Origin of the sequence: Synechococcus elongatus PCC 6301 (assembly GCF_000010065.1) — a bacterium.
Lineage (GTDB): Bacteria > Cyanobacteriota > Cyanobacteriia > Synechococcales > Synechococcaceae > Synechococcus > Synechococcus elongatus.
On record NC_006576.1, the window covers coordinates 724,118 to 749,607 of the forward strand.

Here is a 25,490-nt window from a genome sequence, read left to right on the forward strand (position 1 = left end):
GCTGCGATAACCGGCCAATGGAGAAAGCAGGGGAAAGGCATGGACCCTGAGCAGCGATCGCCGGAATCGAGGCGACAAACTGACCCCATAGTTCTGCCCAATTACTTGGTTGGAACAAAGATGAGGTCAGTGTGAGCGCAATCGTTTCGAACAGATCTGGAATTGCTGGGAATGTACTGCACATTATAAGGAATCGTTTAGGGCCCTCTCACGATTTCTCTGGAACTCCTGAGGTTGCGGTAGGGTCGCTAAACACAGCGGCACTGTGTTGCAAGGCCCCGTAGGGATGGACTGATGAAACCTGCGCTGAGACGTGGATTGGTCTGGATTGGTTGCACCGCCAGTAGTTGGGGTGGGCTTGTTCTTCCGTCAGCTTGGAGCCCTGCAGCGATCGCCCAGACACGAGCTCCCACCAATCAAACCGGGATGCAACTCCAGATCAATGGTCGGGCGATCGCCGGCCAGTGGGTCGTAGAACCAGCTTCCCAGGGCAGCTTTATCTGGATTGAAGAAGTTGCGCTGCGCAACGGCCTTGGCTTGGAACTATTACCGGGCTTGAGTACCACTCGCCAAGCGATCCGCTGGTTCTCGGATGGACGTGTGGCTGAAGGGGTGGAGCAAGTGCCCGCCCGTCGTCAAAATGGTCGGCGTTTCTTAGAAGTGTCATCGCTGGCGCGTCGCAGTGGTTGGTCCCTGGCAGTACTGGCAGACCAACTGGTGATTCAACTGCCGGCGGCGACGCTCCGGAATCTCAGGGATGGCCAACAGGGAGCTAACCGCCGCCTCGTCTTGGATTTCGATCGCCCAACCCCATGGGAGTGGGATGCAATCGGCCAACAGCTCCGCTTTGATGGTTCAGTTCCTGCTCAGTTGGTGCCCAGTTTGCAGCGCTACGGCATTCAGGCAGAGCAACAGGGCGATCGCACGAGCCTACGATTACCGGCTGGTCTGGGGGTCCGCGTCTCGAGCTTGGGATCGCCTGATCGCATCTTTATCGACCTGCCAACTACCACCGGCCTCCTCAGCCCGCCCGCTGGTCTGGGGAGTAATCCCGCCCCCTTGACTCCCGCCCCACCTGACCTAGCGGGTACGCAACTGCAGCAGCGTCAAGTCACTGTTGACGGCGCGACCTTCCCCGTCTTTGTGATTCAGTTGGACCTGCGCCAACCTAATGTTCGTCTCGCACCGATTTGGGCAGGCAATGGCTCACTGGAGGGCACACAGGTTTTGCAAGCTGTGGCTCGCGATCGCGGGGCTGCGATCGCCATCAATGCGGGCTTTTTCAACCGCAATAATCGTCTGCCACTCGGGGCGATTCGCCGTGACAACATCTGGTATTCCGGTCCGATCCTCAACCGTGGGGCCATGGCTTGGAATGATCAGGGCGAAGTGCTGATTGACCGGCTCGGTCTGCAAGAGACCCTGCAACTCAGCTCTGGCACTCGCATTCCCCTCGTGGCGCTCAATAGTGGCTACGTTCGCGCTGGAGCCGCTCGCTACACCGAGGCTTGGGGCAACAGCTACCAGACAATCCTCGACAACGAAGTAGTGGTGACAGTCCAGGGCGATCGCGTGGTCTCCCAGTCCCAAGCGGACAAGGCTGGCAGCAATCGCTTTACGATTCCCCGCAATGGCTACCTGATCGTCTTGCGATCGGCCAATAGCCTGCGCACTTCTCTGGTGAACGGCACGACAATTCAAGTCCTACAGCAAGCGCAACCCAGCCAGTTCGATCGCTTCCCCCATGCTCTAGGAGGAGGGCCACTCCTCGTCAAATCAGGGCGAGTGGTCGTCAATCCCCAAGCCGAAGGATTTAGCCGAGCCTTTGAGATCGAAGCAGCTCCGCGCAGTGCGATCGGTCTGATGCCGGATGGCCGCTTGGTTCTAGTGGCTGCCCACGAGCAAAACCAAGGCCAAGGCCCCACCCTGCCTCAAATGGCTGCGATTATGCAGCAGCTCGGCGTCGTTGATGCCCTCAACTTTGATGGCGGCAGCTCCACTTCTCTAATCGTCAATGGTCAGCTCGTCAATCGGGCTCGAGGCAGTGCTGCCCGGGTTCACAACGGGCTCGGGGTCTTCCTGGGGCCGACTACGCCGGCCAGTCTGCGATGAAGGTTGGCGATCGCGATCAACGGCCTTGGGGACAGTTCGAAATTCTTGCCCAAGGCTCTGGCTATCAGGTCAAGCGTTTGGAGGTGCTGCCAGGGCAGCAGTTGAGCCTACAGCGTCACCAGCAGCGGCAGGAACATTGGCTAGTCGTGCAAGGGCTGGCACGGGTGCAACTGGGCGATCGCCAGTTTTCTCTGCGCGTAGGGCAATCGCTCGATATCGCGATCGGGGAATGGCATCGCCTGCAAAATCCGGGGGACGAGCTTTTAGCCCTGATTGAGGTGCAAATGGGGGCCTATCTCGGCGAAGATGACATTGAGCGCCGCGCCGATGACTACGGACGCTGCCCAACGTCGTGATAATGGCTGTGGACCCAGTCTGTTGGCCGCTCGTTCCAGAGAGGCTACCTGGGGCGATCGCCTTCTCTTCAGCTGTAGCTTGACCAAGTGCATCAACCCTCGGTAAAGTAAGAGATTGTTGTCTTTTCCAAGAGCAGCCGAACCGGCTTTCTGAAATGCCTACAATCCAGCAGCTGATTCGCGACGAACGCGAAAAAATTACCAAGAAGACAAAATCTCCCGCGCTGAAAAACTGCCCGCAGCGGCGTGGCGTTTGCACTCGCGTCTACACCACGACCCCGAAAAAGCCCAACTCGGCCTTGCGGAAAGTGGCACGGGTTCGCTTGACCTCAGGTTTTGAAGTCACTGCCTATATCCCTGGCATTGGTCACAACCTGCAAGAGCACTCGGTTGTGATGATTCGCGGCGGTCGGGTCAAAGACCTACCCGGTGTGCGCTATCACATCATCCGCGGCACCCTTGATACCGCCGGTGTCAAAGACCGTCGCCAAAGCCGTTCCAAATACGGCGCGAAGCGTCCGAAGGCCTAGGTCCCTGGGTGAGCCTTGTCTGCGTTGATCGTGGCAACGTCAACACTGCAAGCTGCTGGGCAGTTGACCTTGCTCGTTCCAGATGTGATTAACTCTCACCCCTGCGATCGCCCCTTTTTCGCTTCCTCTTTGCGTTGTAGCCCTTGCAAGACTTCTGAGATTCACTGATGTCCCGTCGTACCTCTGCTCAAAAGCGTTCGGTTAACCCGGATCCAAAATTCAACAGCCGCTTGGCCTCCATGATGGTGGCTCGCCTGATGGACTCGGGCAAAAAGTCCCTGGCTTTCCGCATCCTCTACTCAGCCTTCGATCTGATCCAAGAGCGGACCGGAAACGACCCCTTGGAACTCTTCGAACAAGCCGTGCGCAATGCCACCCCCTTGGTGGAAGTGCGAGCTCGTCGGGTAGGTGGTGCAACCTACCAAGTCCCGATGGAAGTTCGCTCGGAGCGCGGTACCGCCATGGCCCTGCGCTGGTTGGTTCAGTATTCCCGTCAGCGCCCTGGCAAGTCCATGGCCATCAAGCTGGCAAACGAGCTGATGGATGCAGCCAACGAAACCGGAAGTTCAGTGCGTAAACGCGAAGAAACCCACAAAATGGCCGAAGCGAACAAGGCTTTTGCCCACTACCGCTACTAGTTCTAGCGACTACAAATCCCGTTACAATATTTAATACGTTCGATTTAGCGATCGACGCTTTCAAGGAGGTTCCAGTGGCACGTTCCGTTCCGCTCGAAAAGGTTAGAAATATCGGTATTGCTGCCCACATTGATGCGGGCAAAACCACGACGACGGAGCGCATCCTGTTTTATTCAGGCGTCGTCCACAAAATCGGTGAAGTTCATGACGGTAACGCTGTTACCGACTGGATGGAGCAAGAGCGGGAGCGGGGTATCACGATCACCGCTGCTGCAATCAGCACCAGCTGGAAAGACTATCGCGTCAACATCATTGACACCCCCGGCCACGTGGACTTCACGATTGAAGTCGAACGTTCGATGCGGGTTCTCGACGGTGTTGTAGCTGTCTTCTGCTCGGTGGGTGGTGTACAGCCCCAGTCAGAAACCGTCTGGCGTCAAGCCGATCGCTACAGCGTGCCTCGGATCGTATTCGTCAACAAGATGGATCGTACTGGGGCTGACTTCTTCAAGGTCTATGGCCAAATCCGCGATCGCGTGAGAGCCAACGCCGTTCCGATTCAAATTCCCATTGGTGCTGAGAGCGATTTCCAAGGCATTGTTGACCTTGTCGAAATGAAGGCTCACATCTATACCAACGATTTAGGTACCGACATTTTAGTCACCGATATTCCCGCAGAACTGCAGGAAACGGCTGCTGAATGGCGCTCCAAAATGGTTGAAGCCGTCGCTGAAACGGATGAAGCGCTGCTCGACAAATACTTCGAAGATGGCGACCTCAGCATTGAGGACATCAAAGCCGGTCTGCGCAAGGGCGTGTTGATCCAAGGCAACGATCGCTTGGTGCCAATGCTCTGCGGTTCAGCTTTCAAAAACAAAGGGGTTCAGCTGTTGCTGGATGCGGTGGTTGAACTGCTGCCTTCGCCTCAAGACATTCCGCCGATTCAAGGCACACTGCCAGATGGCGAAGTTGCTCTGCGTCCTTCTAGCGACGAAGCACCTTTCTCCGCTTTGGCCTTCAAGATCATGGCCGATCCCTACGGCCGCTTGACCTTTGTGCGGGTCTACTCTGGCATCCTGCAAAAAGGTAGCTACGTCTACAACGCCACCAAAGGGAAGAAAGAACGGGTTTCCCGTCTGATCATCCTCAAGGCTGATGACCGGATTGAAGTCGACGAGCTGCGTGCTGGCGACCTAGGTGCTGTGCTGGGTCTCAAAGACACCTTCACGGGCGACACCCTCTGCGATGATCAAAACCCGATCATCCTTGAGTCTCTGTTCATTCCCGAGCCGGTTATTTCGGTCGCGGTTGAGCCCAAAACCAAGAACGATATGGAAAAACTTTCGAAGGCGTTGCAAGCGCTTTCGGAAGAAGATCCGACCTTCCGTGTCTCAGTCGACTCTGAGACGAACCAAACGGTCATCGCTGGCATGGGCGAACTCCACCTCGAAATCTTGGTGGATCGGATGCTGCGGGAGTACAAAGTTGAAGCCAACATCGGTGCTCCTCAGGTTGCCTACCGTGAGACAGTTCGTAAGGCTGTCAAAGCGGAAGGTAAGTTTGTCCGCCAGAGCGGTGGTAAAGGTCAGTACGGTCACGTTGTGATCGAACTAGAGCCGGCTGAGCCTGGTACTGGTTTCGAGTTTGTCTCCAAGATCGTCGGCGGTACGGTGCCGAAAGAGTACGTCGGTCCTGCCGAGCAGGGGATGAAAGAAACCTGCGAATCGGGCGTCTTGGCGGGATACCCGCTCATCGATATCAAGGCCACCTTGGTCGATGGCTCGTATCACGACGTCGACTCGTCTGAGATGGCCTTTAAGATCGCTGGTTCCATGGCGATCAAAGAAGCCGTTCGGAAAGCCGATCCAGTTCTGCTGGAGCCGGTGATGAAGGTGGAAGTGGAAGTACCGGAAGACTTCCTCGGTTCAGTGATGGGCAACCTGATCTCCCGCCGAGGTCAAATCGAAGGCCAAGCAACCACCAATGGCACGGCCACTGTTTCGGCCAAAGTGCCCCTGGCCGAGATGTTCGGCTATGCAACTGACCTGCGGTCGATGACCCAGGGTCGGGGCATCTTCACGATGGAGTTCAGTCAGTACGAGGAAGTTCCCCGTAATGTGGCTGAAACGATCATCGCCAAAAACAAAGGGAACGCTTAAGTAACCTAAAGGAAGACTGAACGCCAATGGCACGCGCTAAGTTTGAACGCACCAAGCCTCACGCAAACATCGGGACCATCGGTCACGTTGACCACGGTAAAACGACGCTGACGGCAGCTATCACCACTGTGTTGGCGAAAGCTGGCATGGCTAAAGCCCGCGCTTACGCTGATATCGACGCAGCTCCGGAAGAAAAAGCTCGTGGTATCACGATCAACACGGCTCACGTTGAATACGAAACCGGCAACCGTCACTACGCTCACGTTGACTGTCCCGGTCACGCTGACTACGTGAAAAACATGATCACGGGTGCTGCGCAGATGGACGGCGCCATCCTCGTGGTGTCGGCTGCTGACGGCCCCATGCCCCAAACTCGCGAGCACATTCTGCTGGCGAAACAGGTCGGCGTTCCCAACATCGTCGTTTTCTTGAATAAAGAAGACATGGTTGATGACGCTGAACTGTTGGAATTGGTGGAGTTGGAAGTCCGTGAGCTGCTGAGCTCCTACGATTTCCCTGGCGATGACATCCCCATCGTGGCTGGTTCGGCTCTGCAAGCCTTGGAAGCCATTCAAGGTGGCGCTTCGGGTCAGAAAGGTGACAACCCTTGGGTTGACAAAATCCTGAAGCTGATGGAAGAAGTCGACGCCTACATCCCCACTCCTGAGCGGGAAGTCGATCGCCCCTTCCTGATGGCGGTGGAAGACGTCTTCACGATTACCGGTCGTGGCACGGTGGCGACTGGCCGGATCGAGCGTGGCAGCGTCAAGGTTGGCGAAACGATCGAAATCGTTGGTTTGCGTGACACCCGCAGCACCACCGTTACCGGTGTGGAAATGTTCCAGAAGACCCTCGACGAAGGTCTGGCTGGCGACAACGTCGGTCTGCTGCTCCGCGGTATCCAAAAAACCGATATCGAGCGCGGTATGGTCTTGGCCAAACCCGGTTCGATTACGCCTCACACCAAGTTTGAGTCTGAGGTCTACGTGCTCAAGAAAGAAGAAGGGGGTCGTCACACTCCGTTCTTCCCGGGCTATCGTCCTCAGTTCTACGTGCGGACAACCGACGTGACCGGCGCGATCTCGGACTTCACCGCTGACGACGGTTCGGCAGCTGAAATGGTGATCCCGGGCGATCGCATCAAGATGACGGTTGAACTGATCAACCCGATCGCAATTGAGCAAGGCATGCGCTTTGCAATCCGTGAAGGCGGCCGCACCATCGGTGCTGGTGTCGTTTCCAAAATCCTCCAGTAGGATTTAACCCCCTAAGGAGTCGGTGGTGAGTCATCACCGACTCTGTCTTTTTGAACCTTGATAATTAACTCCCATGGCTACCCTGCAGCAGCAGAAAATTCGGATTCGTCTCAAGGCCTTTGACCGTCGACTGCTGGACACCTCCTGTGATCGCATTGTCGAAACCGCCAACCGCACCAACGCCACCGCGATCGGCCCGATTCCGTTGCCGACTCGTCGTCGCATCTATTGCGTGTTGCGATCGCCCCACGTTGACAAAGACTCGCGTGAGCACTTTGAAACGCGGACGCACCGTCGGATCATCGACATCTACCAGCCGTCCTCGAAAACGATCGATGCGTTGATGAAGCTCGATCTGCCTGCTGGGGTAGACATCGAAGTTAAGCTCTAGTCATCACTGGAAACAAGAAGCGGGAAGGAACTCCCGCTTCTTGTTTTTTAGCCAATCTTCGAATCATGATTGCCTTGGTATCGTCCCCAACATTGATCAGGTAAAGTTAAGTAACAAGTTTCTGAGACTCGTTCCCACGGCAATCTTTAGGTTGTTCTCGGGAGTCGTAATCGTCTCACACCATTCCTTTAGACGGCGCGATAAGCCTCATGGCAACTGACTCCCTGTCTGTGCGCGAGTTACCTCTATTTCCTTTGCCGGAAGTTGTGTTATTCCCGGGGCGATTGTTGCCGCTACATATCTTTGAATATCGCTATCGCATTCTGATCCAAACCATTTTGGAGAGCGATCGCCGCTTTGGCGTGTTGCTTTGGGATCCGGCCAAGGATGAAGCTGCAACGATTGGTTGTTGTGCAGAGTTAATCCGCCATCAGCGGTTGCCGGACGATCGCATGAATGTTTGGACGTTGGGTCAACAGCGGTTTCGCGTATTGGACTACGTGCGCGAAAAGCCCTTTCGGGTAGGCCTTGTCGAGTGGATTGAAGATGAACCCACCGATGAAGATCTCAAACCCTTAGCGACTGAGGTCAACACCGTCCTGCAGGATGTCGTGCAGTTGTCGGGCAAACTATCCGGCCAAGAAATTGAATTGCCGGACGATCTGCCGGACCTGCCACGGGAGTTGTCCTACTGGGTCGCAGGCCATCTCTACGGCGTCTATGAAGAGCAGCAAAGTCTGCTCGAAATGCTGAACACCCGCGATCGCCTCGATCGCGAACTAGAAATTTTGGGGTCGACCCGCAGTCACTTGGCTGCCCGTACCGTCCTCAAAGATACGCTCAACAGTTTTCAAAACCCGAGCTAGTGCTAACTGCAGCTAGCGAGCCTGTGCAGGTACTAAAACAGACTGGGTAAAGTCGAGGCTGTCATAACTGCCAAGCACCCGCAGTTGTTCTGTACAGTCAGCTACGGCTTGAACGGCTGCTGCGATCGCAGGATCCCGCAGATCGGCCTTTAAGTCCAAGAAAAAGAGATATTCACCCAGCGATCGCTTGGTTGGTCGCGACTCAATCCGGCTGAGGTTAATCCGGCGATCGGCCAAAGTCTGCAGGGGTTTGACCAGCGCACCCGGCACATTGGCGTCCAGGCTGAAGTTCAGGGACGTACAAGCCCCGCCCGGCGTAGGGCTGCGGCTAATCACCCAAAAGCGGGTGCGATTATCGGGGGAATCATTGATGGGAAAGGACTGAATTGGCATCTGATAGAGTTCTGCAGCGCGGGTCGAAGCAATGACCGCCCGCTGGGGATGGCGTTCGAGATCCTGCAGGGCCTCGGTGGTGGAATTGGCGGGGATCAATTCCGCTTGGGGCAGATGCCGCTGCAACCACTGCTGGCATTGCGCGAGGGCCTGGGGATGGGAGAGCACCTGACGGATCGCCGTGCGATCGCTCTCAAAACTAATCAGGGCATGGGCAATCGGTAGAATGAGTGCCCGCTGAATCGACAGTTGGGGCAACTGCCAAAGACTATCTAGGGTGGCGGCAACGCTGCCCTCTACCGAGTTTTCGACGGGCACAACGGCATAGTCAACAGCACCATCAGCCAAGGTCTGTAAGGTGGCTGGAATGCTCCGACAAGCAAGCAGACGGCTGGGCTGTTGATCCTGCTGGGTCAACCAAGCTTGAAAGCGCAGGGCAGCCATTTCGGCATAGGTACCCACGGGACCCAAATGGGCGATCGCCCGCTCGGACATAGCCTTTCCTTGTCGATCCATTCGCTAGCCTTGGGCACAAACACCGTAAAATCGTCGGAAATGCTGCCCATTTCCGCGCATGCTCAGTCAATTTGCCGCGAGCCAAACGGTTGACTTGGCAATCAACCAACCGACAGCTCGTGGTCTACAGGATTATCTCAGACAGTCACAGCGAATCGTTTACACGCTCTTCAACCGCGACCAGTTGCAAGTTCTGGGCGATGACGTCTATCGGTTTGAAATGCGGCCGCTGCAGTTTTTCTCGTTGCAATTACGCCCCATCGTCGATCTTGCTGTTTGGACCGATGAGGCTGGGATTTTGCAAATTCAGTCGCGAGATTGTCAATTGCGGGGCTTAGATTTATTGGCTGCTCGGTTTCAGTTGGATTTAGAGGGCGAGTTGCTGGCAGAATCAAGTCATCACCTGACTGGGGAAGCCCGCTTGAAAGTGGAGGTGCAAATGCCGCCCCTGTTGCGCCTGACGCCACGCCCCATGCTGGAAGCTGCCGGTAATGCCCTCCTCAAGGGTGTCTTGCTGACGATTCGCCAGCAGATTCAGCGACGGCTGGTTGAAGATTACTTGCTCTGGAGTCAAGAGTCTTTCTGTTCTTCGGCGCTGCCACCCCAGTCCAATTGAGCTCATCTTGTGCAAGCAGCGATCAGAATAGGTCAATCTGTTGCGATGGTTGGCGGAGCGATCGCAGAAAGCGGATCCGATGCAGAGGTGTCGGCCCTAGTTGCAGAATCGCTTGACGATGTTGAGCCGTCCCGTAGCCCTTGTGCCGCCCAAGAGCATAACCGGGATAGCGTTCATCGAGCCGTTCGATCAGACGATCGCGCCAGACTTTAGCAAGAATGCTGGCGGCCGCGATCGTGATGCAGTGCCGATCGCCTTGGATGACTGTCGTTTGCGGATAGGTCAGCTGAGGCACTTGCTGATTGCCGTCGATTAGGCAGCGACTGATCGGGCGATCGAGTTTGGCAATCGCTCGTCGCATGGCCAAAAAGGTCGCCTGCAGGATATTCCAACGCTCAATTTCTGCGACACTCGCTAATCCCCAACCTGTGGCAAGGGCCACCTCGCAGATCAGGGGGTAGAGTTGCTGCCGCTGGCGTTGACTGAGTCGCTTACTATCGGTGACGCCGGCTTGCTGGAGTGGCGCGATCGCTGTTTCCGGCAAGATGACGGCGGCGGTGACCACGGGACCGAATAGACAGCCCCGCCCGACTTCATCCACCCCAGCAACCGTTTGCCAGCGATCGCCGGGGCCGAAAAAGTCACTATCCAGCCTAGTCTTGGGACTCACGTTGCGCTGAAGAACGCCGCCGCCGCCGCCCTGGGGCAGGGACTTCGCTAGCTGGAGCAGTGACTTCCGATGCTTCGCTAGCCACTGCCACTGGAGCGGGTGTTGGTTCCACGGGTGTTGGCTCCGCTGGAGTTGGCTCCGCTGGAGTCGGCTCCGCTGGAGTCGGCTCCGCTGGAGTCGGCTCTGATGCAGCGATCACTTCTGCTGTAACAGCGCTCGTTGCTCCTTCGGTTGTGATGCTGCTGGGCTGCTCAGCAGGTGTTTCAGCTGTACTGCTGGAATCTGAACGGGATTCAGAGCTTTCAGCGCTGGCCGTCTCGCGATTCTCACGAGCGAGGGTTGGGCGACCACTGTCCCCACCGCCCCGCCGATGGCGCGATCGCTGGTCGTAGAGTGCCTTGGCCGCCGCGATCGCAGGTTCCTTCTCACTCTCTTGGGCGTAGACCCCGACCAAAACGGGTTGGCTTGGCTCTGGCAGGGATTCTGCCCGAATCAAGGGGGAAGCCCCCATCCAAGCGTAGAGTTCCTGCTCTTCGAGCGTCAGTTCAACGGCCACAATCACTGGTGGCTCAGGCGGTTGACGGCGCGGCCGACGACTCATACCAGTCGATTCACTGTCGCGATCGCGCTCTGGAGCTGAATCCCGAGTGGTGGCCGCCAGCGCTTCGGCCAACCCAGGCGACGCACTGATCTCAGGATTAATGCTGGTATTGGGTAGGCTAGGGCCAGCATTCCGACCACCGCCGCGACGCCGACCCCGTCGTTGGGGCGATCGCTCTAGTAAACCTAGTCCGCTGTAGCTATCACCATTGTTTTCCAGCTCGCTAGCAGGGGTGGTTTCATTGAGGAGCGGTGGGACACCCGTCGCGCGGGCTAGGGCACTGCGGGCGGGCGAGAGATAGCTGTCGTTGCTGGGAGCCAGATTAGTGCTGGCACTGACCGGAGTCGTTGTTGCAACTGGAGTCGTAATTGGTGGGCGATCGGAGGTGCGGACAATCGGTTGTGCACCCACTTCACCTGGTAGATGGGCAACATGACCTAACCCGCCGCAGGTAGTACAAGGTGTGCTGAACAGTTCGTAAATATTCTGGCCTTGGCGCTTGCGCGTCAATTCCACCAAGCCCAGTTCCGACAGCTGAGAAATCTGGGGACGCGACTTGTCATGGCGCAGGGCTCGCGTGAAATGCTCCAGTACTTGGAGCTGGTCACGGCGAGAATCCATATCGATGAAATCGACGATAATCACGCCAGCAATATTGCGGAGCCGCAACTGGCGAGCAATTTCGGCTGCCGCCTCGCAGTTAGTCCAAAGCACTGTTTCCCGTGCCGTGGCCGATCGCGTAAACGAGCCCGAGTTGACATCGACCACCGTCAGCGCTTCGGTCTTCTCGATGATCACGTAGCCGCCGGAAGGCAGGTCGACCCGAGGCTTGAGAGCCTCACGAATGGCAGCGTTGACTCGGAAGTAATCAAGGATCGAACTGCGATCGCGGTATTGCTCAATCAATAAGCCCGGTGCAATCTCGCCCGCCCCCCAGGCACTAAGGTGTTGTTTGACGCGCTTCAACCCGGTGTGGGAGTCCACCACAATCCGGTTGACGCCCTCGTCGTACATGTCGCGTAATACCCGTTGGATGAAGTCATCATCTCGGGTTAGCAAGGCGGGGGCTGGTGTGGAATCGGCCAGTTGCAGAGTCTGTTCCCACTGGCGCTGCAGCGACTCCAAGTCTTCGATGATCAGCTCTTCAGCGATGCCATCCGCTTCGGTGCGTACCAGCAGCCCCATACCAGCGGGTTTGATCAGCACACTCAGCGCGCGCAGTCGGTTGCGTTCGCTTTCCGACATGATCCGCCGCGACAGGCTGACGCCACTGCTGTAGGGCATCAAAACCAGATACCGCCCGGGGAGGCTGATGTTGCCGGTCAGGCGGGGCCCCTTGGAACTAGTGGGCTCCTTCATCACCTGAACCAGCACTTTTTGCTGAGGAGCCAGTAGCTCAGTAATCGCACCAGCACTGCGCCGCAAGCGCAGAGGGCCTAAATCTGTGACGTGAATAAAACCATTCTTTTCGCTGTCACCGATATTGACAAACGCCGCATCGATCCCGGGCAGGACATTCTCAACAACGCCGAGATAAATGTCGCCAATCTGATGAGTGCCTTTGGCAACAATGAATTCTTCAATCTGGTCTTCGGCAAAAACGGCTGCGATGCGGTGCTGTTCAGCAATAACGATTTGTTTGGGCATGCCTGAGGCTCTAGTTGTCTGGCAGTGCGAGCAGAGACGAAAGACCGACAGGAGCTGCGATGAGCAACGCAACACCCGTCTGCTGGCGCAGTCTCGAAGATCAGGCCAAAGCCCACGATCGCTCGATTGTCTGTTGGCGCTCGACACCGACAGACGCTGCATCAAAACTGGATGTTGCCCTCGCAGGACATCCCTACCGTGAGGCCGGGGAACTGAAGTCTAGTGAAAGCGACGCTATTGAAGCGCGATCGCCATCTGTAGAGGCCTGATCGCGTCGATGGGCGTTGGGCTAGAAGACGTTGAGAAAATCCGGCAGTTAGAAAAGCCTAGGAGAAGCCCAGAAAGGTTTCCGAGCAAAACTGCACTAATCTGGCAGTAGCCACTCAGGCTTGGAACTGAGGGACTTCTCAATTACAGTCCCTGTCTTCGGCAGTCGGGCTAGGTGAAATCTTTTCACTCAGCTTAAGTGCCACATTATCACACTCGCACGACCCGTACCCTCGCAGCGGCCTCAGTCGAGATGCAGCGATCGCCGGTGGGCATGGCGCAACTGGAAGTTCTGACCGCTGACTTGTTGCAACAGCGTGATCACCTGCTCGGGGCGCAGCAGCGTGCCGTCATTGCGACAGGAACCGACGTAGCGCAGCCAGAAGTCAGAGTCGCTAGCGGCGGCTTGCAAACGCTGGGGCAGGGGGCTAGGGGCTGTACTGCTCAGGGTATGGAGCCGTTCGCGCAGATTGACTTCCACCTTTTTGCCAGACTTGGTGGTCTGCTCTACTAGCACCGTCTCGGTTGTCAAAACAGACTGAATTAGTGCCTGAACCTCGGTCGATTCTTCCGGCTCGATCCAAAGGTCATATTCCGCGCGACTGAGTAGGGCAGTTACTGCTGGACTCTTCAGCACGACCTCGGCCGTTTCATAGATCGGCAATTCTGGATCAAGTTGAGCCGCCAGTCGTTGCTGGAACTCCGCGGGCTCGATCGCCTGAAACAGCTCAAAGTCCATCAATTCGGCTTCGCTGCTCATTCCCAAGGGCAAAGCATTGGCTGGTACGATGCGCGGGCTGGGATGGAAGCCACCGCTAAACGCCACCGGCAACTTGGCTCGCCGCACCGCGCGATCGAAGACTCGCAGCAGATCTAAGTGGCTGAGCAAGGTCATTTGGCCGAGCTTGCCAAAGCGAATCCGCAGGCGCTGGACTTTTTCGGTCGGCGGTTGGAAGTGCCCTTGGAAGTTGGGAATCGCCGGTGGTGGCACCACGACGTTATGGCCAAAATCGACGCCACAGACGCCGCAATGACTACAGCCATCAAATGAGCAATCAGGCACTACGGCTGCTTCAAGGGCTTTCTGCAGATCCTCTTGCAGCCAGCGTTTATCGATGCCAGTGTCGAGGTGATCCCAGGGCAAGGGCGCATCTAAGGCGCGATCGCGACTGGCTTCGCCTTCGAACAGATTCCATTCGCCAGTTTCGACTTGGCGATATTTCCAGTCCAATCCGGCTTCCGCGATCGCCTGAGTCCAAGCGCCATAGGCTTTATCGAGGCTTTCCCACCAAGCATCCATGCCCGCGCCCAGTTCCCAAGCGCGGCGAACCACGGCAGACAAACGGCGATCGCCCCGTCCCACGAAGTCCTCCATCGCCGAGATGCGCACGTCGGTGAAGTTGACCTTGAGGTTGGGGATCTGCTTAAACTCCGCCGCCAGCAATTCCTGCTTGCGCTTAAACTCCGTCGTTGAAACCGAATGCCACTGAAACGGTGTGTGCGGTTTCGGCGTGAAGTTAGAAATCGTCAGGTTAAAGCCCAGCTTTTTCTTTCGGCCTCGGCATTCCTGCTGCAGCCAGCGCACGGTTTCGGCAATGCCCAATACATCCGCATCGGTTTCGCCGGGCAAGCCGATCATGAAGTAGAGCTTGACCCGATCCCAGCCCTGTTCGTAGGCGGTTTTGACGCCGCGCAGCAGCTCCTCGTTGGTCAGCCCTTTATTGATGATGTCGCGCAGTCGTTGGGTGCCCGCCTCCGGTGCAAAGGTCAGGCCGCCTTTGCGGGTGCCGCCGATGATGTTGGCGATGTTGTCATCAAAGCGATCGACCCGCTGACTGGGCAGCGACAGCGTGATGTTTTCGTCCTGTAGGCGGTTTTTGATTTCAATGCCGACGGCGGGTAGCGCCAGATAGTCGCTGCAGCTAAGGGAGAGTAGCGAGAACTCGTTGTAGCCGGTGGCGCGAATCCCCGTCTCGATCGCTTCCACCACTTGCTCTGGCTCCACATCCCGCGCCGGACGGGTTAGCATCCCCGGCTGGCAGAAGCGGCACCCGCGAGTGCAGCCGCGCCGAATTTCAATCGTCAGGCGATCGTGGACGGTTTCCACGTGGGGCACGAGGCCGATCGAGTAGGCGGGAATTGGGGTCGCCACCCGCCGCAACACTTTTGCGGGCACATCCGCACGATTGGGATGGACTGAGCCATCTTCGGCCATGTCATAAAAGCGCGGCACATAAACGCCCGGCACCTGCGCCAGATCGAGCAGCAACTCTGTGCGACTCAGCTGCGATCGCTTGCCTTCCTCAACAATCAGCCCCACCTCGGGCAGCAATTCCTCGCCATCGCCCAAGACGATGAAATCGAAGAACTCCGCGTAGGGTTCCGGATTCGAAGTGGCGGTCTGACCACCGGCAAAAATTAGCGGCCAGCCGTCCAGATCACCCAAGGTGCGATCGCCGCGTTCCGCCCAAGTCAGTGGTGCGCCAATTAGCGCCAGCATTTCCAGAATGTTGGTTGCCCCCAGCTCGTAGCTGAGACTGAAGCCAAGGATGTCGAACTCCAGCAGCGATCGCTTCGATTCGACGGCAAACAAGGGGGTTTGGGTTTGGCGCAGCTTCTCGGCTAAGTCCGCCGCCGGCAGATAGGCGCGATCGCAAAGTTGACGCGGCTGGGCGTTGAGGATGCTGTAAAGGATGATGTGGCCGAGGTTGGACGCCCCCACTTCGTAGATTTCGGGGTAGGTCAGCGACCAGCGAACGCTTGCCTGTTCCCAGGGCTTGTGAACCGCTCCCAGCTCATTGCCGAGGTAACGGGCGGGCTTGAGGATTTCAGGCGAGAGCAGCGTTTCGACAGCAACAGACACAGCGGCGCGACAGCGCAACAACCGTTCAATTGTGGCATTTCACCTGCTTGGGCTTGGCTGAAGTCGATCAGGTCGCTAAAGACCCGACGTGCGATCTCCACCACAAAGGGTTGTCCTCCGCGATCGCTGCTCGTCTTGAGGGAGCAGTAATCACGGAGGACATGTTTTTGAGCCGTCTGTGAGGGGTGGGCTTAGCTAGCGATCGCAGTCTTGAGCTGATCGAGGGCTGCTGCGATGGCTTCTGGTAGCTTGCTGGCATCACGGCCACCGGCTTGCGCCAAGTTGGGACGACCGCCACCACCGCCACCACAGATTTTGGCAATGCCGCCGATGAACTGACCCGCTTTCAGTCCTTTGGCGATGATCGCGGGACCAAAGGCTGCGACTAGCGTTACTTTGCCTTCTTCAGGACTAGAACCGAGGACAACGGCACCGGCATCGCCGAGTTTTTGCTGGAGTCGTTCCGCTGCGGTTTGCAGAGCGGCTGCATCCACACCGGTCAGGGTTTCAACCAAGACTTGCGCGTCACCGACTGGGATCGCTTGGGACACCAGCGCATCGGATTTGGCGATCGCCAGTTCAGCTTTTAGCGCGGTTAGCTGCTTCTGATTGGCTTTCAACTCCTCTTGCAGCGCCGTAACGCGATCGCTCAGTTCCTCGGGTTTGGCCTTGAAGCGATCGCTCAAGTCGCGGACAACGGCATCGCGGACGTTGAGGTATTCCAGCACGGCAGGGCCAGCCACCGCTTCAATCCGTCGCACGCCGGAAGCGACACCCGCTTCGCTGATGATCTTGAACAGGCCAATCTCGGCGGTATTGGCGACGTGGGTGCCGCCGCACAGCTCCATCGAGACGCCAGGCACGTCAATGACGCGGACTTCCGCACCGTATTTTTCGCCGAACATGGCGACCGCGCCTTTGGCTTTGGCCGTCGCGATCGGCATCACCTCGACCACGGTGCCGTGAGCTTCAGCAATCCACTGGTTGATCTGGTCTTCGATTTGGCGCAGCTCTTCCGGTGTCACGGCTCGCGGACAGTTGAAGTCGAAGCGTAGGCGATCGAAAGCAACCAGCGAACCCGCTTGGGAAATGCCTTCATCGACAATCAGCTTCAAGGCTGCTTGCAGCAGGTGCGTAGCGGTGTGATTGGCTTGGGCGCGGCGACGGCAGGCGCGATCGATTTGCGCCGTAACGCTATCGCCAACTTGCAGCAAACCCCGCTCAATCTGGCCGTAGTGGACGAAGAAACCTGATTCTTTCTGGACATCTTCGATCCGAACAATCAACGATTCGCCCGTGAGGACACCGCGATCGCCAACTTGACCGCCGGATTCCGCATAAAACGGCGTGTGATCGAGCACGATCTGAACGCGATCGCCCGCTTCTGCGGCCTCAACACTTTGGCCTTCGCGGAGGAGCGCTGTGACTTTCGCCGTGGCAACCGCGTCGCCGTAGCCGACAAACTCAGACGGGTGAATCTGTTCCGCAAGGCGATCGAGCGACCCTTGCACCGTCAGGTCGATCGTTTCGTGGGCAGCTTGCGATCGCTGGCGTTGGGCGGCCATCGCCGCTTCAAAACCAGCCAGATCGACGGTCAGTCCTTTTTCTTCGGCAATCTCTTGGGTCAGTTCCAGCGGGAAGCCGTAGGTGTCGTAAAGGACGAAGGCATCCTCGCCGCGAATCTGATCGGTGGCGGCAGCCAGCAGTTCCGCCAGCAGTTTTTCGCCGCGCTCCAAGGTTTCCAAAAAGCGCTGTTCTTCCCGCGTCAGTTCTGCTTTAATCGCCGCTTCCCGTTCCCGCAGGTTGGGATATTGCGCGGCCATTAAAGCGATCGCAGTTTCGGCAATCTCCGCCGTAAAGGGGCGATCGATGCCAATCAAGCGACCATGGCGCACCACGCGCCGAATCAGTCGCCGCAGCACATAGCCGCGCCCGAGGTTGGAAGCCGTGACACCATCGGCAATCAAATGAGTGACGGCACGCAGGTGATCGCCGATCACTTTCAGCGAGACTTTGACCGATTCCGACTCGCTGGCGTAGTCTCGCTGGGCGATCGCAGCCACCGCTTGAATGATCGGGAAAATCAGGTCGGTTTCGTAGTTATTGGGCACGCCTTGCAGGACTTGAGCCATGCGCTCCAGCCCCATGCCCGTATCGATATTCTGCTTCTCCAGCGCCGTCAGATTGCCCGCTGCATCGCGGTTGTACTGCATGAACACGAGGTTGTAGACCTCGATGAAGCGGCTGTCATCTTCCAGATCCAGGCCGTCATTGCCCAGCTCGGGATGGAAGTCGTAATAGATCTCGGAGCAGGGGCCACAGGGACCCGTCGGGCCGGAAGCCCAGAAATTATCTTTAGCGCCCAGTCGTTGGATCCGTGCTTCTGGCACACCAATTTGATCGCGCCAGATCGCAAAGGCTTCGTCGTCTTCTTCAAAGACACTAACCGCTAGCCGTTCCGCCGGCACTTGAAACACTTCCGTGACGAGTTCCCAAGCAAAGGCGATCGCTTCTTTCTTGAAATAGTCGCCGAAGCTGAAGTTGCCCAGCATTTCAAAGAAGGTGTGGTGGCGAGCCGTGCGACCCACATTCTCGATATCGTTGGTGCGAATGCACTTTTGCGACGTTGTGGCCCGTGGCACTTCCGCGACCTGCTGCCCGAGGAAGATCGGCTTGAACGGCAACATGCCTGCGATCGTCAGCAAGACCGTTGGATCTTCAGGGATCAGCGAGGCACTGGGTAGGCGACGGTGCCCCTTGCCTTCAAAGAATTTCAGAAAGGTTTCGCGGATTTGATCACCGCTAAGAGCAGGGGCAGCCATGGATTGCCGAAGCGAAATAAACGACAGGGAGCAGATTAAACCCATCATGCCGTATTGCTTGGGGGGCACCGCGCCCTAAAATCGGGAAATGCGATCGCCCGTGGGGGCTGAACAGACAGGAGTCTGCGATCGCGGCTGTGCTGGGGTGTTGACCCGCATGACTCGTTCTTCCTTGAGTTTGGCTGAGCGCTGGGAATCGGCAAAAGCAGGCTTGCTGGCTTTGGCGACGGCGGTAATTCCGGCAGCAGCGTTGATTGGCCTAGAGATTCAGCGACCCTCTGCCCTGCCGGCTTGGACGACTTTGGCGGTGCATAGCGGCGCGATCGCGGTCAGTGTTTTTCTCTTTGGCGTCACTTACCGCTACGCCATTCGCAGCGACACGAATCCCCATCTGCGCAATGGTTTGGTGGGAGCCTTTGGGTTAGTGCGCGGACTAGGACTGCTGGAAAACGGCGCAACGACCAGTCTGGATTTACCGTGGTTAACTTCGCAGTTGGGCGGTAGTCTACTGCTGTTTGCGCTTTGTGCAACTAGCTTGGATTTTGCGATCGCGCGTGGTTGGTTACGCCCCATTCCCTCTTCTCCCCAATAACCCATGGCAGTGCTGCACGGTGGCTGGCTCGGCGATCGCTTCTGCGTTTGGGCCGAGGCTTGGCAGGCTGGTGAGCCTCAGTCGGCAGCAGAAATTGCGATTCATCCCTACGCGATCGCGGCCACTGACTTAAATGATTGGTGCCAGAAGTACCGTCTGGGATCCCTGACGGGGACGCCAACAGAAGTCCTGCTCTCTATTCCCAGTGACCTGAAGAAAGAGGCGGTTCTACCGTTTCTGAGTGGTCAGGAAATTCCAGATGGGGCGCTGCTTTGGTCTTGGCAGATCCCCGTGCTGTCGCTAGAAGCCGCGATCGCCGGTCAATGGCTGGCGACCTTGCCGCTGGGTTCGGCGGAGGATCATCCTTGGCTGGGGCCAGATCTACGCTTTTGGAGCCACATCTACCGCTGGGCACAAAGTTTGCTGGCTCGGGGGCGCTTTTATCCGGCGCTGGAGTCGAGCGATCGCGGTTTAACGGCAGTTTGGTTGCCACTGTTTAATCAAGCGGGCGATCGCCAGCGCTTCGATCGCTATAGTCAGCAGCTGCCCTTTAGTCAGTTTTGCTATCAGGCAATCGAAACAGCGGCAGCTTGTCCTTGGCAGCCTCAACCGCAGGATCTGTTGCTGCGAGTCCTACAGACTTGGTTGACAGCACGACTACAACCGGCGATCGCGGCGGGAACTCTCGTGTCTGCTGATCTGCTGGCGGCTTGGCAGCAATCGCTAGCGAATGGAAAACCGCTAAAGCTAGAAGACAGTGAAGCCAGTCGCTTGCAAACGGCGATCGATCGCTGGTTACTACCAGTGCAGAATGGCGCAGCTCAGGCTTGGCGGATGGTTTTGCGCCTTGTCCCGCCTACGGAGCAAGAGCAGCCCTGGCAATTGGAGTTTGGCTTACAAGCAGCGACCGATCCCGATCGCTTTCGGCCGGCCTCTCTCCTCTGGCAGGATCCGCTGCCACCTGGGCTACCAGATCAATCTCAGGAATTGCTGTTACGCGGCTTGGGACAGGCTTGTCGGCTCTATCCCCAATTGCAAACCAGTCTGGCGACAGCCTGTCCAGAATTCCATCCACTGACCACAGCGGAGGTCTATCAGCTGCTCAAGCAGGTGATTCCTCAGTGGCAAGAGCAGGGCATTGAAGTGCAACTGCCGCCGGGCTTGCGTGGTCAAGGGCGACACCGGCTGGGAGTGGAAGTCAGCGCCACGTTGCCGAGCGATCGCCCGAGTGTGGGGCTGGAAGCACTACTGCAGTTTCGTTGGGAGCTGAGTCTGGGCGGTCAGCGGCTGACCAAAGCAGAAGTGGAACGCTTGGCAGCCCTGGAAACGCCCTTGGTGGAAATCAACGGCGACTGGATTGAGGTGCGGCCGCAGGATATTGAGTCGGCGCGAGAGTTTTTCCGTAAGCGCAAGGATCAGCCAAATTTGACCTTGGCGGATGCGATCGCGATCGCCAGTGGTGAGTCGCCGAATGTTGGTCGCCTGCCGGTGGTCAATTTTGAAGCGGCGGGCTTACTCGAAGAAGCCTTGGCCGTGTTTCAGGGGCAGCGATCGCCTGCGGCTTTGCCCGCTCCGCCCACCTTTCAGGGCGAGCTGCGACCCTATCAAGAGCGGGGGGTGGGCTGGCTCAGCTTTTTGCAGCGCTTCGGGATTGGGGCTTGCCTCGCCGACGACATGGGCTTGGGTAAGACGATTCAGCTGCTGGCCTTTTTACTGCATCTCAAACACAGCAACGAGCTGACGCGGCCGGTGCTGCTAGTCTGTCCGACTTCGGTGCTGGGCAACTGGGAACGGGAGGTGCAGAAATTTGCACCGGAGCTTCGCTGGAAGCTGCACTATGGCCCCGATCGCGCTCAGGGTAAGGCTTTGGCGACAGCGCTCAAGGACTGCGATTTGGTGCTGACCAGTTACTCCTTGGTGGCGCGAGATCAGAAAGCGATCGCGGCGATCGACTGGCAAGGCATTGTGCTGGATGAAGCCCAGAACATCAAGAATGACCAGGCGAAACAGACGCAGGCGGTGCGAGCGATCGCCCAAAGTCCGACGCAAAAGCCCCGCTTTCGGATTGCCCTGACAGGGACGCCGGTTGAGAATCGCCTCAGTGAGTTGTGGTCGATTGTCGAGTTTTTGCAGCCGGGACATTTAGGCACCAAGCCATTCTTTCAAAAGCGCTTTGTCACGCCGATCGAGCGTTTTGGCGATGCGGATTCGCTGACAGCATTGCGGCAGCGCGTGCAACCGTTAATCCTACGGCGACTGAAAACCGATCGCAGCATTATTGCCGACTTGCCTGAGAAGCAAGAAATGACGGTCTTTTGTCCGTTGGTACAGGAGCAGGCCGATCGCTATCAGGTGCTAGTCAATGAAGCGCTAGCCAATATTGAAGCAAGTGAAGGCATTCAGCGGCGCGGCCAGATTTTGGCATTGCTAACGCGACTGAAGCAGCTCTGTAATCATCCGTCGTTGTTGCTCGAAAAGCCGAAGCTCGATCCGAATTTTGGCGATCGCTCAGCCAAGTTGCAGCGCTTACTAGAAATGTTGGCGGAGCTAACGGATGCGGGCGATCGCGCTTTGGTGTTTACGCAGTTTGCGGGCTGGGGTAGTTTGCTGCAGCAATTTTTGCAGGAACAGCTAGGGCGAGAGGTGCTGTTTTTGTCGGGCAGTACCAAGAAGGGCGATCGCCAACAGATGGTTGATCGCTTCCAAAATGATCCGCAGGCACCGGCAATTTTCATCCTGTCATTGAAGGCTGGCGGGGTGGGGCTCAACCTGACGAAAGCCAATCATGTCTTTCATTACGATCGCTGGTGGAATCCGGCAGTTGAAAACCAAGCGACCGATCGCGCGTTTCGGATTGGGCAACGACGCAATGTACAGGTGCACAAGTTTGTCTGCGCTGGCACTCTAGAAGAAAAAATTGATCAGATGATCGCTAGCAAGCAAGCATTAGCACAGCAGATTGTCGGTAGTGGTGAGGATTGGCTAACGGAACTAGACACCAATCAACTCCGGCAACTCTTGATCCTCGATCGCTCAGCTTGGGTAGAAGAGGAAGAGCCTTAGAGAAGAAAAAATTCGATAGAAGCCAATATCATGCATGCAGAAATAATATGAGCCGAATCTTTCAAGAATAAAAGTTTTTTATTCTGAGTGAACTCAGAGTGTATTGGGTTCTAGGTTTTTATTTGACTTCCAAAAAATAAATGTTATTCTGTTGACCCCAGAGTAAATTTGTAATCTTTCAGGGGCTAATATTATGGAAAAACGTTATCAAATATTTATTAGCTCAACTTTTATTGACCTCAAAGACGAGCGACAAGCTGCATTAAAGGCAATTCTAGAGATCGATCATATGCCAGCAGGAATGGAGCTATTTTCTGCAACTGATGATTCGGCATGGCAGCTTATTCAAGATGTTATAGATAGTTCTGACTACTATATTTTGATTGTTGGTGGTCGATACGGCTCCCTAGATGAGGCAGGTCTTAGCTATACAGAAAAAGAATATGATTATGCACTTTTGACCAAGAAGCCTGTAATACCGCTGCTTCACGAAAACCCAGACAATTTACCAAGGGACAAGACAGAAACTGATAGTAATGCTTGGAAAAAATTACAAGACTTCAGAAAAAAGGTACAAAAAAAGCATACATGTGTTTATTGGCGAAACGCAGATGACTTAAAGGCTAAAGTAATTGTTGGATTGACTTCAGCGATCAAGCGACATCCTGCAGTTGGGTGGGTTAGAGCTGATAAGGTTCCAACAGAAACAGCTTTAGCTGAAGTTCTCTCTCTCAAGAATAAAATTACAGAACTAGAGAAGGAGGCAGCCTTATTAAGAGACAAGCCTCCATCTGGAACTGAGTTTTTAGCACAGGGAAATGACAAATATGAAATTCACCTCTCTTTCAAATCTCGAGGAAAGTTCTCTATCTTTTCACATGATGAGGACAAAAAGTATAATGCATCGATAAACCTAACCTGGAATGCCATATTTGCAGCAGTTGCTCCATCAATGATTAACGAAGCTTCTGCCCATACTCTTCGTCAAGCATTTACAGATTTCTTCAAACGGGAATCATTAAAGGCTTTCCAGAGTCAAAAGAGGTTTGAGAATTATGAGTTAGTTGATTTTTCCTTTCACAAAGATGAAATTGAGACCTGTATAGTTCAGCTTAGAGCTCTTGGACTAATAAAGGAAAACGATCGAAAACGCAGTGTTAGCGACACTAGCACCTATTGGACGCTTACTCCATATGGTAATACCCTTATGGTTCAGCTTCGTGCAATAAAACGTGAGCCTCTCGAGGATGAAGACCTTGATGGAACTGCTGTCGAATCATAATATTAGAAGCGAAGTAGTTTTCTAGCCGACAGAAGTCATTGTTATCGATCAGTCTAATTGTCAACTGTTTTACTCCTAGCTCTATCTAGGTAGTATTTATTAATCTGCTTTTATGAAAGCATCTAATGCTAAATATTTTTTGATCAAAATAAAAATAAAAGCAATATCTATAAAGTAAAAGGAGTCCCCCACTGCCGCCAATTCTGCTTATTGAAGGGCGATCGCCAATAATCGATCAGGATAGTTTCGAGTTGTTGGCGAGGTCGTGTTTGCGTGGGTGCATTCAGCCAAAAGCCAATGCCCACCTCACAAGCCAAACCATGCTGATGATGGAGCGACTGATAGCGAGCCACATAATCCTTGCAATCGTGTTCCCCTTTCCATCGCTGATTCGCCTTAATCGTTTCGCCCACATAGAGCAATAGCGAACAGTGATAGTCAATCACAAAGTAAAGCGCTGCCGTGCCTGCACTTGCTGCAGGCCAACGCCAAAACTCCAAACTGCGGCGACGTAACTGCCACGGATCAATACTGTGGGCGATCGCCTCAGCCTCAGGTACCTGTCCAAATAAATCCGTTGGTAATGGCGGAGGTTGCGATCGCAACGCCGACTGAAAATTAATAATCCGCTGCTTCCAAGCCTCCAACGACTCTGCCGATTGCTCATGCTCGGCGGGCGTACTGCCATAACGAGCCGCCTCTAACTCCCGCACCTGTGATCGGCCAAATAGCGGCAACTGTTCCATTTTGAAGGAGGTATATTGTGGATGTTCAGTAATGCAAGTTGATTATATGAAGACTCACAGCTTCACAGCGATTGTTTACAAGGAGGATGATGTTTACATTGCTGAGTGCCCCGAAATTGGAACAGTTGATCAAGGAGAAACGATCGAACAAGCGATCGCAGGTTTAAAGGAAGCGACAAGACTCTACTTAGAAGAATTTCCTATGCCAAAAACATCACCTCGATTTCTCACTAATATTGAAGTGAGCTATGCCTAAATTGCCACGCGTCTCAAGCCGAGAGGTGATTCGGGCACTGGAACGTTTAGGGTTTGTATTGATTCGACAGACAGGTAGTCATGTCGTGCTGAAGAAAGTCACAGCAGAAGGTGAAATTGGCTGTGTTGTTCCTGTCCATCGAGAGTTAAAAGTCGGCACTCTAAATAGCATCCTAAAACAGGCAAAAGTGACCATTGAGGATTTCATTGATAACCTGTAAACAAAAAAATAATCTGTATAGCGATGAGTCTACTCAGAAGCGGAGACAAGGTAGCCACTGGGCGATCGCTTCTGGAGATAGTTGTAGCCGTCGCTGAAAATCAGCGATATCTCGATAGGGACCGCGCAGCAAACGCTGATGAATAATCTCACGGGCGATCGCTTCATTCACCCCTGGTAGAGTCTCTAGAATTTCAGGATATTTGGCTCGATTCACCCAACAAGGAACGATCGCAACTTCAGGTTCTGCTTCGTAATAGCGAAACACCAGAATCGGCGCGATCGCTTGTAATTGGCTAACGTCTAATCCCAAGGCCTGAGCCACATCGTCCAGATCCGCAAAGAAGAAGCCTTGCTGCCGTAGCTGCACCAAAGTTGTTGTTTGCCTAGGTGTAATCTCAGGTAGCCTTAGCCAGTCTTCAGCAGCCGCACAGTTAACATCTAACCGCAGACCTAAACTCGCGGCCACTTCCACTTCCAGCGCATTCTGAAAGCGATAATTCGGGTTTTGCTGCAAGCGTTGCTGCAGGATTTGTTGCAGTTGTCGCCAAGCCGGAGAAGGGCGATCGCGCTGACTGGTCGCCCACTGTTGCAGGGGTTTGAACCAAGCTGCGATCGCCTCCATAGTT

Annotated in this window: 22 protein-coding genes; 15 read left to right on the forward strand and 7 right to left on the reverse strand. The window is 55.5% G+C overall.

What is annotated here, in order from left to right:
- Positions 1-294 precede the first annotated feature (294 nt).
- The 8 genes from SYC_RS03375 to SYC_RS03410 all read left to right on the forward strand — a co-directional run bounded on the left by SYC_RS03375 (position 295) and on the right by SYC_RS03410 (position 8,308).
- Positions 295-2,112: a phosphodiester glycosidase family protein gene (locus tag SYC_RS03375; protein ID WP_011242963.1), complete on the forward strand. Its 1,818-nt coding sequence runs from the start codon at positions 295-297 to the stop codon at positions 2,110-2,112.
- Positions 2,109-2,468, forward strand: coding sequence for a phosphomannose isomerase type II C-terminal cupin domain (locus SYC_RS03380; protein WP_011242964.1), 360 nt, complete (start codon positions 2,109-2,111; stop codon positions 2,466-2,468). Before SYC_RS03375 ends, SYC_RS03380 begins: the two co-directional genes overlap by 4 nt.
- A 155-nt stretch (positions 2,469-2,623) precedes the next feature.
- Positions 2,624-2,998 carry a 30S ribosomal protein S12 gene (rpsL, locus tag SYC_RS03385; protein WP_011242965.1) on the forward strand — a complete coding sequence of 125 codons (375 nt, stop codon included), beginning with the start codon at positions 2,624-2,626 and terminating at the stop codon, positions 2,996-2,998.
- A 167-nt stretch (positions 2,999-3,165) separates the two neighbouring features.
- Positions 3,166-3,636, forward strand: a complete 471-nt coding sequence (rpsG, locus tag SYC_RS03390) for a 30S ribosomal protein S7 (RefSeq protein WP_011242966.1) — start codon at positions 3,166-3,168, stop codon at positions 3,634-3,636.
- Positions 3,637-3,710: 74 nt separating this feature from the next.
- Positions 3,711-5,795, forward strand: a complete 2,085-nt coding sequence (fusA, locus tag SYC_RS03395) for an elongation factor G (RefSeq protein WP_011242967.1) — start codon at positions 3,711-3,713, stop codon at positions 5,793-5,795.
- Positions 5,796-5,821: 26 nt separating this feature from the next.
- Complete coding sequence (gene tuf, locus SYC_RS03400; RefSeq protein ID WP_011242968.1) at positions 5,822-7,051, forward strand: elongation factor Tu; 1,230 nt, start codon at positions 5,822-5,824, stop codon at positions 7,049-7,051.
- Positions 7,052-7,124: 73 nt separating this feature from the next.
- Positions 7,125-7,442, forward strand: coding sequence for a 30S ribosomal protein S10 (gene rpsJ / locus SYC_RS03405; RefSeq protein ID WP_011242969.1), 318 nt, complete (start codon positions 7,125-7,127; stop codon positions 7,440-7,442).
- A 209-nt stretch (positions 7,443-7,651) separates the two neighbouring features.
- On the forward strand, positions 7,652-8,308 hold the full coding sequence (locus SYC_RS03410; protein ID WP_011242970.1) for an LON peptidase substrate-binding domain-containing protein: 657 nt from the start codon (positions 7,652-7,654) through the stop codon (positions 8,306-8,308).
- Between the two features lie 12 nt (positions 8,309-8,320).
- On the opposite strand, the gene pheA is transcribed toward SYC_RS03410, so the two are convergent.
- On the reverse strand, positions 8,321-9,196 hold the full coding sequence (pheA, locus tag SYC_RS03415; protein WP_041677085.1) for a prephenate dehydratase: 876 nt from the start codon (positions 9,194-9,196) through the stop codon (positions 8,321-8,323).
- A gap of 79 nt (positions 9,197-9,275) precedes the next feature.
- Here pheA and SYC_RS03420 point away from each other — a divergent pair, with 79 nt between their 5' ends.
- Entirely contained in the window at positions 9,276-9,833 is a 558-nt protein-coding gene (locus SYC_RS03420) for a DUF1997 domain-containing protein (RefSeq protein ID WP_011242972.1), read from the forward strand.
- Positions 9,834-9,855: 22 nt separating this feature from the next.
- Here the strand turns inward: SYC_RS03420 and SYC_RS03425 are convergent, their stop codons facing one another.
- Positions 9,856-10,503 carry a ribonuclease HII gene (locus SYC_RS03425; RefSeq protein WP_011242973.1) on the reverse strand — a complete coding sequence of 216 codons (648 nt, stop codon included), beginning with the start codon at positions 10,501-10,503 and terminating at the stop codon, positions 9,856-9,858.
- Complete coding sequence (locus SYC_RS03430) at positions 10,487-12,751, reverse strand: Rne/Rng family ribonuclease (RefSeq protein ID WP_234701794.1); 2,265 nt, start codon at positions 12,749-12,751, stop codon at positions 10,487-10,489. Before SYC_RS03430 ends, SYC_RS03425 begins: the two co-directional genes overlap by 17 nt.
- 59 nt (positions 12,752-12,810) lie before the next feature.
- Here SYC_RS03430 and SYC_RS13955 point away from each other — a divergent pair, with 59 nt between their 5' ends.
- On the forward strand, positions 12,811-13,020 hold the full coding sequence (locus tag SYC_RS13955; RefSeq protein WP_162010011.1) for a hypothetical protein: 210 nt from the start codon (positions 12,811-12,813) through the stop codon (positions 13,018-13,020).
- Positions 13,021-13,262: 242 nt separating this feature from the next.
- Here the strand turns inward: SYC_RS13955 and SYC_RS03435 are convergent, their stop codons facing one another.
- On the reverse strand, positions 13,263-15,881 hold the full coding sequence (locus SYC_RS03435) for a TIGR03960 family B12-binding radical SAM protein (RefSeq protein WP_011242975.1): 2,619 nt from the start codon (positions 15,879-15,881) through the stop codon (positions 13,263-13,265).
- Between the two features lie 191 nt (positions 15,882-16,072).
- Positions 16,073-18,703, reverse strand: a complete 2,631-nt coding sequence (gene alaS / locus SYC_RS03440) for an alanine--tRNA ligase (protein ID WP_041676939.1) — start codon at positions 18,701-18,703, stop codon at positions 16,073-16,075.
- 88 nt (positions 18,704-18,791) lie between these two features.
- Here alaS and SYC_RS03445 point away from each other — a divergent pair, with 88 nt between their 5' ends.
- The 3 genes from SYC_RS03445 to SYC_RS03455 all read left to right on the forward strand — a co-directional run bounded on the left by SYC_RS03445 (position 18,792) and on the right by SYC_RS03455 (position 23,640).
- Positions 18,792-19,295, forward strand: coding sequence for a hypothetical protein (locus SYC_RS03445; RefSeq protein WP_011242977.1), 504 nt, complete (start codon positions 18,792-18,794; stop codon positions 19,293-19,295).
- Between the two features lie 3 nt (positions 19,296-19,298).
- A complete protein-coding gene (locus SYC_RS03450) occupies positions 19,299-22,358 on the forward strand; it encodes a DEAD/DEAH box helicase (protein WP_011242978.1) in 3,060 nt (1,019 codons plus the stop codon).
- Between the two features lie 193 nt (positions 22,359-22,551).
- Complete coding sequence (locus SYC_RS03455; protein ID WP_011242979.1) at positions 22,552-23,640, forward strand: DUF4062 domain-containing protein; 1,089 nt, start codon at positions 22,552-22,554, stop codon at positions 23,638-23,640.
- Between the two features lie 167 nt (positions 23,641-23,807).
- Here SYC_RS03455 and SYC_RS03460 read toward each other — a convergent pair whose 3' ends face one another.
- Positions 23,808-24,386 carry a hypothetical protein gene (locus SYC_RS03460; protein ID WP_011242980.1) on the reverse strand — a complete coding sequence of 193 codons (579 nt, stop codon included), beginning with the start codon at positions 24,384-24,386 and terminating at the stop codon, positions 23,808-23,810.
- Between the two features lie 46 nt (positions 24,387-24,432).
- Between SYC_RS03460 and SYC_RS03465 the strand changes: the two genes are divergently transcribed.
- Positions 24,433-24,642, forward strand: coding sequence for a type II toxin-antitoxin system HicB family antitoxin (locus tag SYC_RS03465; protein WP_039755800.1), 210 nt, complete (start codon positions 24,433-24,435; stop codon positions 24,640-24,642).
- Positions 24,635-24,862, forward strand: a complete 228-nt coding sequence (locus SYC_RS03470; RefSeq protein WP_011242982.1) for a type II toxin-antitoxin system HicA family toxin — start codon at positions 24,635-24,637, stop codon at positions 24,860-24,862. Before SYC_RS03465 ends, SYC_RS03470 begins: the two co-directional genes overlap by 8 nt.
- Positions 24,863-24,895: 33 nt before the next feature.
- On the opposite strand, the gene SYC_RS03475 is transcribed toward SYC_RS03470, so the two are convergent.
- Positions 24,896-25,486 (reverse strand): helix-hairpin-helix domain-containing protein, encoded by a 591-nt coding sequence (locus SYC_RS03475; RefSeq protein ID WP_011242983.1) that lies wholly within the window; start codon positions 25,484-25,486, stop codon positions 24,896-24,898.
- Positions 25,487-25,490 lie beyond the last annotated feature (4 nt).